Origin of the sequence: Exilibacterium tricleocarpae, assembly GCF_007004655.1 — a bacterium.
GTDB classification, from domain to species: domain Bacteria; phylum Pseudomonadota; class Gammaproteobacteria; order Pseudomonadales; family Cellvibrionaceae; genus Exilibacterium; species Exilibacterium tricleocarpae.
The window spans coordinates 32,572-48,179 of sequence record NZ_ML660091.1 but is presented as its reverse complement, the minus strand read 5'-3'; the positions used below and the strand labels follow the sequence as shown (position 1 = coordinate 48,179).

The 15,608-nt window shown below is 58.6% G+C and carries 9 protein-coding genes; 5 read left to right on the top strand and 4 right to left on the bottom strand.

Annotated elements, in window-relative coordinates:
- Positions 1–123 precede the first annotated feature (123 nt).
- A complete protein-coding gene (locus FKG94_RS08555) occupies positions 124–2,529 on the top strand; it encodes a PAS domain S-box protein (RefSeq protein WP_142903810.1) in 2,406 nt (801 codons plus the stop codon).
- A gap of 3 nt (positions 2,530–2,532) precedes the next feature.
- On the top strand, positions 2,533–3,156 hold the full coding sequence (locus tag FKG94_RS08550) for a response regulator transcription factor (RefSeq protein ID WP_142903809.1): 624 nt from the start codon (positions 2,533–2,535) through the stop codon (positions 3,154–3,156).
- Positions 3,157–3,211: 55 nt separating this feature from the next.
- Here the strand turns inward: FKG94_RS08550 and FKG94_RS08545 are convergent, their stop codons facing one another.
- The 3 genes from FKG94_RS08545 to FKG94_RS08535 all read right to left on the bottom strand — a co-directional run bounded on the left by FKG94_RS08545 (position 3,212) and on the right by FKG94_RS08535 (position 6,951).
- The gene (locus FKG94_RS08545; protein WP_142903808.1) at positions 3,212–4,459 is read right to left on the bottom strand and encodes an MFS transporter; all 1,248 of its coding nucleotides are present in this window, start codon (positions 4,457–4,459) and stop codon (positions 3,212–3,214) included.
- Between the two features lie 18 nt (positions 4,460–4,477).
- Complete coding sequence (locus FKG94_RS08540; protein ID WP_142903807.1) at positions 4,478–5,707, bottom strand: aminotransferase class III-fold pyridoxal phosphate-dependent enzyme; 1,230 nt, start codon at positions 5,705–5,707, stop codon at positions 4,478–4,480.
- Between the two features lie 539 nt (positions 5,708–6,246).
- The gene (locus FKG94_RS08535; protein ID WP_142903806.1) at positions 6,247–6,951 is read right to left on the bottom strand and encodes a class II aldolase/adducin family protein; all 705 of its coding nucleotides are present in this window, start codon (positions 6,949–6,951) and stop codon (positions 6,247–6,249) included.
- 372 nt (positions 6,952–7,323) lie between these two features.
- On the opposite strand from FKG94_RS08535, the gene FKG94_RS08530 reads away from it, so the two are divergent.
- Together FKG94_RS08530 and FKG94_RS08525 are read left to right on the top strand one after the other, a co-directional pair.
- Complete coding sequence (locus tag FKG94_RS08530; protein WP_179957553.1) at positions 7,324–8,265, top strand: carbohydrate kinase family protein; 942 nt, start codon at positions 7,324–7,326, stop codon at positions 8,263–8,265.
- A gap of 39 nt (positions 8,266–8,304) precedes the next feature.
- The gene (locus FKG94_RS08525; RefSeq protein ID WP_142903804.1) at positions 8,305–8,979 is read left to right on the top strand and encodes a TetR/AcrR family transcriptional regulator; all 675 of its coding nucleotides are present in this window, start codon (positions 8,305–8,307) and stop codon (positions 8,977–8,979) included.
- 59 nt (positions 8,980–9,038) lie between these two features.
- On the opposite strand, the gene FKG94_RS08520 is transcribed toward FKG94_RS08525, so the two are convergent.
- Positions 9,039–11,477 (bottom strand): TonB-dependent receptor, encoded by a 2,439-nt coding sequence (locus FKG94_RS08520; RefSeq protein ID WP_142903803.1) that lies wholly within the window; start codon positions 11,475–11,477, stop codon positions 9,039–9,041.
- A gap of 833 nt (positions 11,478–12,310) precedes the next feature.
- Here FKG94_RS08520 and FKG94_RS08510 point away from each other — a divergent pair.
- Positions 12,311–15,583: a glycoside hydrolase family 2 TIM barrel-domain containing protein gene (locus tag FKG94_RS08510; RefSeq protein WP_142903802.1), complete on the top strand. Its 3,273-nt coding sequence runs from the start codon at positions 12,311–12,313 to the stop codon at positions 15,581–15,583.
- The last annotated feature ends 25 nt before the right edge of the window (positions 15,584–15,608 follow it).

The window sequence follows — 15,608 nt, the reverse complement described above, 5'->3', positions numbered from 1 at the left end:
GATTGACAATAACGTAAGTGCGAATAGCCACCCCAGGCAAACTAGCAACCCGCACCACAGGGGTAAATTGGGGGTTTCCCAAACCGCCCTGCGGCGATCCCGTAGCGCCCGGCAGCAAGCGCAATGCCGGTGTTAAGGCAGCGCTGGTACCGGCCGCTGCAGCACGCCTGGAGCAAACGCCGGGCGCTGTGGCTGGCGCTGTTGGCCGGTGCTCTGATGGCCGTAGCGGTGGCTGCGTTGCGGCAATCACTCAACGAACGCGCCCGCGAGCATATCGGCGCCGCCACCGGTTACGCCGGCCACACCATTGAGCTGCTGATTCGCGAGGATATGGCGCAGCGCCGGGCGGCGCTCGCTCGGCTGGCGCAGCGCTGGACCGCCACCGGCGGCATGCCGCGGCCGCTCTGGGAGGCGGATGCGGCCAGTTATGTGGCGGATATGCCCGGTGTGCAGGCCATCGAATGGGCCGATACCGATATGCGGGTGCGCTGGATTTACCCACTGGCCGGCAACGAGGCCGCCCGCGGTCTGCATATCAGTCCGACCCATCCGGCGCGTGCCGCCGCCGATGCCGCCCGCGCCAGCGGCACGGCGACCGTGAGCCAGCCCTTCGAACTCGCCAAAGGCGGACCGGGAATAGTCGCTTTTGCGCCGGTGATGCGCAACGGTAGCTTTGATGGTTTGGTGATTATCGTGGTGCGCCTGCAGGCCTGGCTGGAGCAGATTTTTAACCGCCTGCAGTTCGAGGAACATGATGCCCGGATTTTTCTGACCGGACAGGAGGTCTATCACCATCATCCCCCGGGGGAAGCGGCGGCAGCCCGCTGGCAAAATCCGCGGGCGTTCACCGTTCAGGGATTGACCTGGGCCGCCGCCGTGACCCCAAAACGCGAGTTTGTCGCCGATATCTATACACGTCGCGCCAATCTCGGCCTGGTGGTTGGTTTACTGCTGAGTCTACTGGTGGCGGCAGCGGTCTATCTTACCGTGACCGCACGACTGCGCGCGTTTCAATTGCACGACACCGCCAGCCGCCTCGCGGGCGTATTCCAGAATCTGCCGGGCATGGCCTATCGCTGTATCAACAAACCGAGCTGGCCGATGGAATTCGTCAGCGAAGGGTGCGAACACCTGTCGGGCTATCGGCGCAGGGATTTCGAGACGCAAAGGATATTTTGGGGAGAATTGATTCACCCCGAGGATCGTCCGCCTATCTGGCAAAAAGTACAGCGCGCCATCGATGCGAGGGAGAGTTTCGAGATCGAGTACCGTATTGTCACCCGTGAAAATGAGGAGCGCTGGATGTGGGAGCGGGGCCGCGCCGTTTCGGTGGCGGCAGATAACGGGATTCATATCGAAGGCATTATCAACGACATCACCGATCGCAAGCGCGCCGAGCTCGCCCTGGAGGAGGCCCGCGCGTTTTCCGAGGCCGTGGTGGATACCGCCGCCGAGGCGGTCATTACCATCGATGCCGGCGGCGCCATAGAAACCTTCAACCGGGCCGCCCAGCAGATGTTCGGCTACTCTGCACAAGAAATCCGCGGCCGCAATGTGCGCGAATTGATGCCCGACCCCTATCGCGGCGAGCACGATCACTATATGGCCGACTATCTGACCACGGGGCAGCCGCGCATGATCGGCCGCGATCGCGACGTCGAAGCGCGCCGCGCGGACGGGACGGTGTTTCCGATCTCGCTGTCGGTCAGCGAGTTGCCCCACCCGCCGCACCACCGCTTCGTCGGACTGATTCGGGACATTTCCCGCCAGCGGGCGGCTGAATTGGAAGCGCGCGAGCACCGGGCGCAACTGGCCCACGTCGATCGCCTTAATATGCTGGGTGAAATGGCCACCGGTATCGCCCATGAAATCAACCAGCCGCTGACGGCCATTTCGCTGTTCGCCCAGGCGGGCAAGCGCCTGTTCGAAAGCGGGGAGCGGGACCAGGTGGTCGATATCTTCGACAAACTCAGTCAACACGCCCAGCGCGCCGGCAATGTGATCGAGCGGATGCTGACGCTGGCGCGGCGCGGCGAGAGTGCCAAGGAAATCACCGACTGCAACACCCTGGTAACGGAAGTGGCAAAGCTCGCTGAGGTCGACGCCCGCCTTATGAATATCACAATTGAGGTCAATACCGGCGAGGGTCTGCCGCTGGTTGCGGTCGATGCGGTGCAGATTCAACAGGTCGCCCTCAATCTACTGCGCAACGGCATGGAGGCCATGCGCTCGACCGATTGTCGCCATGGCCGCACGATCAGGCTGCAAACCCAACCCGGCGCCGACAGCGGGGTACAGGTAGCCGTAGTAGACAGCGGTTGCGGCGTCTCGAAACAGGCGGCGGAAAAAATCTTCAGCCCGTTTTCGACCACCAAGGATTCCGGCCTGGGTCTGGGGTTATCCATCTGCCAGGCCATCATCAGCGCCCACGGCGGACAGCTGGGGTTTTACAACAACACCGCGGCCGGGGCGACATTTTTTTTCTCATTGCCTCCGGCAAACAGTTCTTCAACGCTTCAGGAAGCCTAACGGATGGACAGCAAACAAACCGTCTTTATCGTCGATGACGACCCCGGTATTCGCGAAGGCCTCGGTCTGTTGCTCAACAGTGTCGGTCAACCCTGTGAGCTCTACAGTTCCGCGCCGGCTTTTCTCGACGCTTACGACCCGCATAAAAGCGGCTGCCTGCTGCTCGACATCCGCATGCCGCGTATGACCGGCCTGGAGCTGCAGGCCAGGCTCAACCAACAAGGCTGTCTGCTGCCGGTGATTTTTATCACCGGTCACGGCGATATCCCCATGGCGGTGGAAGCCATGCGCCACGGCGCCCTGGATTTTATTCGCAAACCGTTTCGCGAACAGGAACTGCTCGATCGCATCAACGAGGCCCTCGAGGTCGATGCCGGCAAACGCCGCCATCAGCTCGATCGCCAAAAACTGCTGAACAAGATAGCCGCCCTGTCGGAGCGTGAACTCGAGGTTTTTTATCGCGTTGCCGCGGGCGAAATGAACAAAGCCATTGCCCTCGACCTCGGTATCAGCGAACGCACCGTCGAAGTGCACCGCTCCCATGTCATGAAGAAACTCGAAGTGCGCACCCTCGCGCAACTGGTGCGGATGAAAATCGAGGCTGACGCCTCTGCCGATATTTTATAAATATGTTGAACGCTAACCTTTGCGGACAACCGCGTCCCCGGACAGCTCCGGGCTGTCACACGCTACCGTCAGACAGAACCGCCGGCGCGGCGGTATCGCGACGGCTCTCGGTCGGTTCCCGCAGTTGCAGTGCAATGAAAAAACCGAGCAGGTAGACGGCCATCAGCACCACGGCGCTGTTGTGCCAACCGAACCACTGCCCGACCCGCTCCATCAACACGGCGATAATCAGCCCGCCGAGACTATTGGCGAACATCAGTATGCCGTTGGCGAGGCCGGCATGGGCGGGACCGGCAATCTGCGCCGCCAGTGCCACCAGCAGTATGTAACTGGGGAGCTGGAAGATACCGCCGGCGCCGGCGATGCCGGCGGCCAGGGCAAAGCTCGAGGTGTTTAAAAACAGATAAGTAAAGGACAGCCCGAACACCGTGGCCATCAGAATGAAGGGCCGGCGGCGGCGCCAGCGATCGGACAGCGCCGGCACCACGGCGGCGCCGACCACGGAACAGAGCAGACTGACACCGATGATGGCACCGGCTGTGGCCGGGTCGAAACCGTTGCCGCTCATGATTTTTTCAAACCAGGCATTGATACCGTTGGTGGCGCCGATAATCAAAAATGACAGCCAAAACACCCGGCGCAGGTTTGTTTGCCCCCATAAATACCGCGCCTCCTGCAAACCCGTCACCTCGGCCGCCAGAGTGGTATGACGCTGTTCCCGCGACCACAGCGCAAACAGCACCGTTGCCGCCAGGGCCAGCACGGCGAAACTCAATAGCGTCCGCTGCCAACCGATCCACGCCATAAAGCTCGGCGTGGCTCCCATACCGACACCGGTGCCTAGTAACATCAATGCCATGACGATACCGGTGGCGAGGCCTATATGTGCCGGCGCAAACCAATCGGAAACAAACTTACCGATGGCGCTGGTGATAAAGACACCGGAAACAGCCACCAGCGTATGGGTGGCGAGCAGCACACTATAGCCCGACTCCAGCGAGCGACCGAAGGCACCCAGGGTCATAACCGCCGCCGCCGCGGTGACGACCGTTTTATACCCGTACCGGTCGAGCGCGGTGCCGGCGTAAAACCCGAACACCAGATAGGTAATGGGGTTCATCAGCGTCAGCAACCCGGCCGGAAAATCGCTGACCCCGTACCTTGCCTGCACGGTGGTTACCAGGGGTGCAAAATTGAGCACCAGCATCTGATTGACCCCGATCAATATACCGAACAGCAACAACATTCCCCAGGCGTCGCGCCGGCGGCCGGTCACGGGGTCAGTGTCTCGCGTTGCGGGCATTGTCGAATGCAAGCGGATTCAACCGAATTTTTTCTTCAGCGCGGCAAAGGCGGCGTCGGTGCGCTCGAGCGCCGCGCGAATATCGCTCTCGGTATGCGCCGCACAGACAAACATATTGTGCCAGGGGTGCAGGTAGACACCGTGCTGGGCGGCCTGACTGCAGAAGAAGATGTTTTTCTCCCAGTTGGGATCGTCTTCCATCAGCATCAGCGGCATCTGCACCGGGCCGGTCTGGCGCAGTTGAAAACCGTAGGATCGCGCCTGCTGGTCCAGGCCGTCGCGCAACAGATCGCCGGCGACTTTCATTGCCTCGATCGCCCCCTCCTCTGCCACCGCGGCAATGGTGGCCAGGGAGGCGGCAAAGGAAACGCCGGCAAACCAGAAAGAACCGGTGGTATAAATCTGGCTGGCGCCGTGGCGAAATTTGTCGTTGCCGGTGACCACCGCCAGCGCGTAGCCGTTAGCCACGGATTTGCTCATGGCGCACAAATCGGGCAGTACATCGAGTGTCTCCCAGGTTGCGCCCATCGTAAAGCGCAGCGCGCAGCGCACATCGTCGAGCACCAGCGCGGCGTCCTTTTGATCACACAGTGCCCGGGCCGCGGCGGCAAACTCGGCAGTCGGCCATTCCTGATCGACGAACACATCGTGTTTAAAGGGCGAGACCACGATCGCCGCCAGGTCATCGCCCGCCTCGGCCACCGCCGCGGTCAGGCTCTCGACATTGTTGTATTCATAGGTGAGCTGGTGCTGGCGATCGCCGGGTGCGACGCCGCCCGGTGCCGGCGTACACCAGGGACTGGCGCCGTGATAGGCGCCGTCGGCCACCAGGATAGTGTTTTTACCGGTCTGGGCCCGGGCCGTCATAATACAGATGGTAGTGGCATCGGTACCGTTTTTGGCAAACAGGGTCCAGTCGGCGTGCGCTACCAATTCGTTAAAGGTCTCGGCCAGCTCCACCATCAGTGGCGAGGGGCCGGTGGCACAGTCAATCACTCCCTGCTGCCGGCGCGCCGCCTCATCGACTTTCGGATGCCGGTAACCGAGCAGGTTGGTGCCATAGCCGCACATAAAGTCAATGTATTCGTTGCCGTCCACATCCCACAGGCGACACCCCTCGGCGCGGGAAAAAAACTGCGGGTGTTCGGGCGACAGCAACGCCGAGTTTTGGTGGCCGTAAACCCCATTGGGGAACGCCGTTTGCGCCCGCGCGCGCAGCGCGTGATCCTGCTCCAAGTTGTAGACCATAGTTGTGTTCCTTAAGTTAAGTAAACTGTCGTTACTGGCACTCGCCTCAGGTGCTTACTTTTCCTTTCGGCACCTCCTTTTGGTGGTGGTGCTAGAGCAGGGGTGCCAATCGATTCGGTCCTAACCCGGTGTAGGGGTTCGAGACACGTTGCAAGTACGTCCCTGTAAACTTCCCGACAGCATCCCTGCTGTCGAGAGTCTCGAACCCCTACACCGGGTTAGGACCTACCACCGTAGTACAAATGCTATCGGTATCGGTTAAGAGTACCGAAGGGAGGTCTGCCTCTGGGGTGACGCTTTCAGAAACTCTCGACAGCAGGGATGCTGTCGGGAAGCCCCCATGGATGGGTTCACGGCGTGTTTCTGAAAGCGTCACCCCAGAGGCAGACCGTTAATTGGCATGTTTTCTCCTAAGCACCACCACCAAAAGGAGGTGCCGAAAGGAAAAGTAAGCACTTTAAGCAAGTGCCACTCTAAACGGTCTTCGTAAACTCGGTTGCCCGCTCCAAGCGAGATCGGATGATTCCCACCGACTTCTTCTACTGATCTTTTTGCTCGCGATCTTTCTCCTGTTGACCATAGGTGACAAAAGCCTCGAGCACCGCATCCATCTGTTGTCGTTGCAGCAACCGCGGCGCGCCTATAGCGAGTACACCCCAGTACCAAAAGGCCTGCTCCTCGACCAGGGCGGCCAGTTTCAGAGCGCCGTCCAGATTCAACCCCAGTGCTAACTGACCGTGATTTGCCAACAGGCAGGCCATACTGGTGGAGAGCGCTTTGAGGCTGGCGTCCGACAGCGCCTGACTGCCGAAGGTGGCGTAGTCGGCCACCGGGATTTCGTAACTGCCGGTGGCGGCAATCATATAGTGCTGCGCCGGAATCGGCTTGTGCGCACAGGCCATCATGGTGGCGTAGTTGGAGTGACAGTGCACCACGGCATTGATACCCGGCTTGTGGCGGTAGACGTCGGCGTGCATCCGCCATTCACTGGAGGGCGTCAGTTGCTGCGCCGCCACGGTGCCGTCCAGCGCCATATGGACGATATGCTCGGGCCGCATCTGCTCGGGGTGAATGCCCGTGGGGGTAACCAGCATACCGCCTTCGACCCGCGCCGATACATTGCCGGATGTACCTGTGGTCAGTCCCTGCGCCACCAGGGAGCGCAACGTCTCTACCACTTGTTGCCGGATTTGCGCATTCAGGCTGTCATTGTCTTTGCCAGCGGTCTGCGCAGAGTCATTCATAACACACCCCTGTTGGGAGAATGATTGAGAAAACGACCGCTGGAATCTCTCATAGATCTCACGATGAAGTGACTGGCTATAGAACCTTTGACGGCATTGTTTGTGGGTTTATTCATAAAGCTATGGATGGCACTGCCTATAAGACCGCTCTTGTCAGTTATAAAGCTGCTTTTGCAAGCATTAGGGAGAATGTTAATGGGATTGCTCGATAGTACACTCATGTAATGTATCTCACCGGCAGCACCCGCCTCATCTATACCGGAAGACCCGGAGCTACACGTCAAATGCTAGTTGTTGTCTTGCGATATGTGTACTATGGTACATCTTCTTGTAATCCGCAAACAAGCACTCATTCACAAGCAGGAAATAACTATGCGCAAATTCGTCAGTGTCGGGGTAACCATTCTGGATATTCTGGGGCGTCCCATGAATGCAATTGCTGCAAACCAGGGTTCTGAGCTGATTGAGCAGATACGGATCACGGCGGCGGGCACCGCGGCGGGACCGGCCGTTATCGGCGCCAAACTCGGCCTCGATACTACGCTGATAGGCGCCATCGGTAAAGACGATATGGGTGCGATTCTGAACACCATGCTGGTCAATCACAAGGTCGACACCCGCTATCTGCAGAGGTATGGAGAAATGCCCACCTCGGCCACCATCCTGGCGATCAACAGCGCCGGCGAGCGGCCCAACTTCCACGCCCTGGGCGCGGCATTTTCCCTCACTATCGACGCCCCTATGCACAACGAAATCGTCGCTGCCGATCATATCCACTGGGGCGGGGTCGGCTTGATGCCCGGCGTGCCGGATAGCCTGGGCGCCGAAATTCTGGCCGAGGCAAGGGCCAACGGCGCCACCGTCACCGCGGATTTGATCGCCCCCGGCGACCACACCTGGCCGGCGCTGGAGCCGCTGCTGCCCCATATCGACTACTTTATGCCGGCCGCGGAAGAGGCCATGGCCATCAGCGGTGCCACCGGCGTGGAAAGTGCGGCGGCCTGGTTTCTCGACCGCGGCGGGCGCGGCTGTATCTTCAAAATGGGCGCCGAGGGCTCGTATCTGGCGACCGCCGGGGAGACCGCCTATATCCCCAGCTTTCCGGTGCAGGTGGTAGACACCACCGGCTGTGGCGACTCTTACTGCGCCGCCCTGCATGCGGGCCTCAGCCATGGCATGACACTGTTGGAGGCGTGCCATTTTGCCTCCGCCACCGCCGCGCTGGTGGCCTCGGGACTGGGCTCCGATGCCGGCGTCAAAGATTTTGACAGCACCCTGGCCTTTATGAACGCGCACCGGCCGCAGGCTTCGTGATATGCTGGGCACCTGCAGTAACTGTGAGGACTCCCCCCGATGGCCGAGAGCGCCAAAAGACGTAACCCGGCGTTGAAATCCGGCGGCAGAAAACAGACGGGCAACACCCGCGACAAGATTATCAACGCCGCACTGCGCATAGTCACCCGTGACGGAATGCGCGGTGTCAGACACAGGGCAGTAGCCCAGGAAGCCGGTGTGCCGCTGGGTTCGACCACCTACTATTTCAAGAGTATCGATGACCTGATCAGCACGGCATTTGAATACTGGCGCGAAAAGGCGGACAGTATCCGCTCGTCCTTTGCGCAGGAATTGGGCGGGATTGCCGCGCGCTACGACAGCGACGACAACTATGATATGCAGCAGGCCGTGACCGATGTGTATCGCAGTGTACACGCTTATTTGCTCGACCAGATCGATGCCGGCAAAGACGACCGGGTTATCGAACTGGCGTTTTACCACGAGGCGCTGCACTGCGAGCGGCTGCGCAGTCTGGTGGAGCGCTACTGGGCTTCGGAGTTGGCCGGGCTGAGGATGCTGCATGAATTTTTCGGCAGCGCCGACCCGCAGGCCGATGCCGAATTGAGCCTGGCGCTGATTCACCAGATTGAGCGGTTTTCGGTAGTGGAGCACAATTTGAAGGCCAGCAGGCAACGTCTCGACACGACGCTGAAACACTATTTTGAAATGACGTTCCAGGTTTCCATTTCCTAAAAAAGTCCGGGGGGTATCGCCGCCCCCCGGAGTAAACTCACGTAGAGTAGAGAGCCTCGCTAAAAGTTGTAACGCAGATCGACGCCGTAGGTGCGCGGGTCTTCGATCGTCGCCAGTGGGGTGTTGATGGTGCTCAGACCCAGACCACTGATACTGGTAACCAGTTCACTGTCGGTCAGGTTCCTGCCCCACACCGCCACCTCGTAATCACCTCCATCGCTCAGCCAGGAGATGCGTGCGCTCAGGATTTCACGATCGTCCCCGTAACCATCGACAGTAGCGAAGGAGTCGAGAAAATCCGGCGTGCCGCGCAACCGGTCTTCGGTGACAATATAATCGAGGTGTATATTCAGCTCACCCACAGGGATCGCCGGCGACCAGTCCAGTTTGGCCGTATAGTTGTCCTGAGGGCGGCGGGTCGAGGTCGACTTATCGCCGGGCACCAGTTCACCTCTGTCGTTGAAGGTATCGGGGAATGTCTCCTCCTCATCGGCAAAGTAGGTCAACAAGCCCAGTTTGAGCGTATCGGTCACCAGCCAGTCGAGCACGATCTCCACACCGCGGTTATCGATATCGCCGTTGATCAGGTAGAAAGTCGATCCCGTATCGCCGGGACGCTGACCGAATACGGTTCGCTGTGCCCCGTCAACAGTCATATCGTAGTAGCTGACTTGCGCCCGCAACCGCTGGTCGAAGAAATCGCCTTTCAGGCCTAACTCGAAATTGGTGATCTCTTCGGGGTCGAGCGGCAGCTCGGCCGTAGCCGGTTCGAGCGAGTCGTAACCGCCGGCTTTATAGCCGGTGGAAACCGAGGCAAACGCCATCACATCGGCGCTCAGCCGGTAGTTGGCCACCAGGCGGCCGGTGGTTTTGGTCCAGCGGTCGGAGGCTTCGGCTTCAGCCTGGGGTATAAAAATATTAAACAGCCCTAACTCCGGGTTTTCCTGCGCATAGTCACTCAGCGGTGCATTCCAGGTAAAATCTTTCTCATCCACACTGTAGCGTATACCGACGGCGATATTCAGGTCCGGCGTCACGGTGAAATCGGCATCGGCATAGATGCCGTAATTGGTAAAATCGCCGGTGTTGAACATAGATTCGGTATAGAAATCGCCAGCGGTGGACGGGGCGAAGAAGTGTGGTGGTACCTCTTCATTGCCGGCCCTGATCCGCCCGATCGCCGTTGTGTAACCTTCCGCCGTCTGGGGCAGTGGCGTGCCTCCATTCAGACTGGCAGAAAAGCCTGCCCATATGTCGGGATTCCAGAGATGCGCCCCTTCGGGCAAATCCAGCAGTTCCTGCAGATTAAGAACACTGGGCCCCGCCATAAACGACATAATAGAGCCGGTCGACAATGTGGTCGGAATCTCCTGAAAGGTATCCTCCTGGCTGTAATTGGCCCCCGCCACCAGATTGACCGAATCACTGTTAAAGTTGACCTGCAGTTCGGTATAAACGATATCTGAATCTTCGATATTGTCAGTATCGATATAGCGCAGCGGATCGGCGGTGCCGTCATCGTCAATACGGTTGCGGGTTTCAAATTCCCGGTAATTGGCGATATATTTCATCGACCACTGATCGTCGAACTCGTGATTGACTTTGGCAGTGACCGAGTACATATCGCGAGCTTCACCACCGTCAATTACATCGTTGGCCACGCGACTGGCAAACGCGTCTCCGGGCGTCAGGGCGAAGGGGCCGACCCCAATTCCCTGGGGCGCCGCCTGATCGATCTCGTCCCAATCGTAAGACAGTTGCAGATCGGTGCGATCCGTGATTTCCCACAGCATCGCCACCCGGACAGTCTGGTTATCCTGGCCGCCGGGATCACCGCCGGAGCCCAGGTTATCTTTAAAACCATCGCGCTCGTTAACTAGCGCATTCACCCGTAGAAACAGATTATCACTCAGCGCTACGTTGCCCATGCCCTCGACACGCACCAGACCCAGGTTACCGATCCGAGTGCTGATAAAGCCCTGGGTTTCAGCCTGGGGACTGTTGGGAACGATATTAACCACCCCCGCCGCCGCATTGCGACCAAACAGCGTGCCCTGTGGGCCTTTCAGAATTTCCACCCGCTCCAGGTCGGAGAAGGTTACCGTGGTGGCAGCACGGGGCACATAGGCGCCATCATAAAATGTGGCCACCGAGGGATCACCACCGGTGCTGATATTGGGGCTGGTGATACCCCGGATCGTGAGATTGGCCTGGGTCACCTGGCCCTCTTTGACTTCAAACCCCGGCACAAAGTGATGCATCTCCATAATCGACTGAGCGCCGGTGTCCCTGATATCCGCCGGTGTGAAAGTGCCTATGGCGATAGGCACATCCATCGCGCTTTGCTCGCGCTTTTGCGCGGTAACGATTATCTCCTCGAGCTTGAATCCCCCACCCGTCTCCTGGGCGTAACCGGTCTGGCCGGCACTGAATAAAACGGCCGCAGCCAACAGGCCTCGGGTGAATGGAAGGTCGCACGTGTATTTGTTCGAAATCATAGTCCAGCTCCCCACGATCCTTATTTATTTATCTGGTTTCATCTCGCTAAGTTGATTGGCTTACTGCTTATACTTTTTGATCTGCTAGCTACTGCTTGCTCTGTTATCTACTGATTTACCTTTTATTATTGTCTTGCTTAATGCTTCTACGTATTACTTCGCCTGATACCTCCTATCTACTGCTTGGCGTTTTACTTTTCTTATTTTGTTTTGCTTTTGCGTCTATTGCATTACCACTCCTTTTGCCCATCACTTTTAATTACCTATTTTAATTACCTATCGCTTTATCACTTTAATTTTTATAGCGCTACGTTGTTATGGCACTTATGTTGTTATGACATTTATGTTGTTATGGCATTTATGTTGTTATGGCACTACCTCTATCGTTCTGCTCTCATCTCTCACCACCACCGGCTGTTGCCGGTCACCTGGAAAGAATGTTGCGATTAAAAAACTTGAAGTGTACCATGGTACAACCGAGGCTACCCCAGTGGTGTCGGAAATACAACTATTTTTTAATTATGAAGTAGGTTGAATTTTGTGCATGCCGATATAAAAACAGCGCGCAATTACCCTTGACGCAATGGCTGTCAACAACCGGACCCGTCGCCCAGGCAGAAAAAGGGGGTTGCCTGCAGATTGCAGTTCGCTATTTTGCCACTGGTGACAACCCTGTTGCGATTGAATATATACTTTTGCATCGCCGCGAGACGGCGCCACCGGCCGGCGCCGATAACCCGGCGGGTACCCAAGCCGGCCAGGCACCTAACCCCTATTCACTCGGCCCCCAATAAGCAAGCTATCGATAATTTATAAGCGATAAAACTATTGATATGAAACCCATAAAAACAATTCTCCTGGCATTTCTGGTCCTCCTTATCACCGTGCCCAGTATGTACCTGGCCGGCATCGAATGGCGGGCACCGGGTCCCGCCGACACCCACCACGATTGGGAAGACGCAGGCGTTTTCCGCATCAACAAAGAGCCCGCCCGGGCTAGCGCCGTCCCCTACCCCGACCTGCCATCGGCGCTGGCAGGCACGGCGGCGGCATCGCCGCTGGTGCGCTCGCTGAACGGCCCCTGGCGCTTTTTTTGGGCACGGCGCCCCGATCAGCGCCCGGCGGATTTCTTTCGCACGGATTTCGACGCCGGCCACTGGCCGACGATTCCCGTACCCTCGAACTGGGAGCTGCACGGCTACGGTATTCCCATCTATGCCAACACCCATGTGCCCTGGGCCCGGGTCGGGCGCATGGCCAGTGCGACGATACACGGATACCCCCCGCAAATGGCGCTGTTCAGCGGCACCAATCCACCTTATGTGCGCAAGGATTACAATCCCGTCGGCAGTTACCGGCGTACCTTCGAGTTGCCCGCCACCTGGGATGGGCGCGAAATTTACCTGCAGTTCGGCGGTGTGAAAAGCGCTTTTTATGTCTGGATCAACGGCACGCGAGTGGGCTACAGTCAGGACAGCTTTACGCCGGCGGAATTTAATATCACCAATTACCTGAAACCGGGTACGAATCTGGTGGCGGTGGAGGTTTATCGCTGGTCCGACGGCGCCTACCTGGAACTGCAGGATATGTGGCGGTTGAGCGGTATCTTCCGCGACGTCAATCTGATTGCCAGGGCGCCGACGCATATCCGCGATTTTTACCTGACCACCGAACTGGCGCCGGACTATAAATCGGCCACCCTTAACCTGGACGCCTGGATTGCCGGCTACGAGAGTCTTCCCGGCGCCTCCCTGGCGCTGGTTATTCAGGGACACCAGTATGCATCGCCTACGGAGTTGGCCGCGACCGTCATCAACGGCGGGAAAGTCTCGTTCGCAGTGCCTGTCGACCGGCCGCAACTGTGGTCTGACGAAACCCCAAACCTTTACACTTTGGCGCTGCTCATTCGCGACGCTGAAGGCAGGCATGTGGGCGCCGTCGCGCAACAGCTCGGTTTTCGCGATGTCGAGATCGCCGGCGGGCAACTCTTGGTCAACGGCAAGCCCGTTTACCTGAAAGGGGTCAATCGACACGACATGCATCCGGATGTAGGGCAGGCAATCACCCGCGAACAGATGCAACAGGATATACGCTTGATGAAGCGCCACAATATCAACGCCGTGCGCACTTCACATTACCCCAACCACCCTTACTGGTATCAGTTGTGCAACCAGTACGGACTTTACGTGATCGATGAGGCCAATCTCGAGACCCACGGCTTGCGCGAAAGTATACCCGCCAGCGATCCTGACTGGACCGCGGCGGCAGTCGATCGCATGACCAATATGGTGTTGCGCGACCGCAACCACCCCGCCATCATTATTTGGTCGCTCGGCAACGAGGCCGGACGCGGCGACAACTTTGTGAAAATGAAAGCGGCAGCCGTCGCCCTGGATGCCACCCGCCCGGTTATCAGCGAGCAGATGCCGGAAATCAGCGATATCGTGGCGCCCATGTACGCCACCTACTCCGCGAAGGACGCAGCCACCCTCCCCGACCACGCCGCCATCGAGAGAACGTTTGGTATGACGCCGTTCTGGAAATACCTGATAAAAGCAGAGAGCACCGATGCCGGACGCTATATCGATCACTGGGGCGAACATCCCGCCAACGACAAGCCCCTGATTTTAGTGGAATATGCCCACGCCATGGGCAACAGCAGCGGCGGTCTCAAGGAATACTGGGAGGTGTTCAAGCGTTACCCGAATATACAGGGAGGTTTTATCTGGGACTGGGCCGACCAGGCGCTGCGCAAAACCGAAGCCGGTGTCACGTTCTGGGCCTACGGTGGCGACTATGAGCCGCCGTGGATGGCCCACGACGGCATCTTCAACAACAACGGCCTGGTGTTTCCGGACCGCACGCCGCAGCCGGCGTTGCACGAAGTCAAAAAAATACAGCAGTGGGTAAATTTTCAACGCCGCGGCCAACAGTTGCAAGTGGTGAATGAATACTTCTACACCGATTTGAGCGAGTTCGATATCCGCTGGCAACTGCTGCAGGACGGCCGCACCGTCGATGCGGGCCAATGGGCACTGGCGCTGCCACCGCAACAGCAAACCGCTGTCGACCTGCCCGAGTGGCCGCAAAGCGGTGAGGTACTGTTGAATATCGAGGTCGCCTTGAAAACACCACGCCTTTGGGCCGAGGCCGGTCACCGGGTCGCCAGCGAACAGTTGCTGCTGCGTGAACAACCACCGCTGCCACCGGTGCAGAGGCAAGTAGTTAACGGCTTGAGCGTTGAACAACGCACAGACGCGCTACTGGTGCGAGGTGAAGGGTTTGTACTCGGTGTCAGCAAGGACAACGGCTTGATCAATCACTATCAAATAGCGGGAGTCGATAGTCTGATCGGTGAACTGACCCCCAATTTTTGGCGCGCGCCGACCGACAACGACGATGCCTTTGCCGCGCATGTAGAAGGCGCCTCGGGCTGGCGCGATGCCTATGCAAACAGACTGACAACCGACGTGGAACTGGTGGAAAACACCGACCGGCGCGTGCGCATTGTCACTCGTTTCAGGCTCGCCCAGCGGCGCGCCAGCGGGGAGTTGAGTTACACCATCTACCCGGACGCCCGGGTGCAGGTCGACTTTGCCATCGACCTGAGCGGTGCCGAAAGCGATCGGGAAATATTTCGTATCGGTTTGCAGGGACCGATAAATCCGACCCTCGATCGTATTACCTGGTACGGCAGGGGTCCGTTTGAAAACTACCAGGATCGCAACCAGGCGGCCAAGCTCGGTACTTACCAACTGGCCTTGGACGACTTCTTTGTGCTCTACGTCAAACCGCAGGAGAGCAGCAATCGCACCGACACCCGCTGGCTGGTGCTGTCCGGCCGGGAGCCCGGCGGCTTGCAGGTAACCGCCGCGCCTCAGTTCGACTTCAGTGTCTGGCCCTACAGCCAGGCGGCCATCGAGGCCGCCACCCATAGCCATAAGTTGCCGGAAACCGGCATCCACACACTGAATATCGATCTGGTTCAGCAGGGCGTCGGCGGCGATACCGGCTGGGGGATGGATTCCCAGGCCCTGCCCGACTACCGAATTCGGCCGGGCCAATATCAATTGACATTCTGGTTGTCGCCACCGGCGCCGCGATGAGTTTTCATACCTTGCGCCTTTCGCG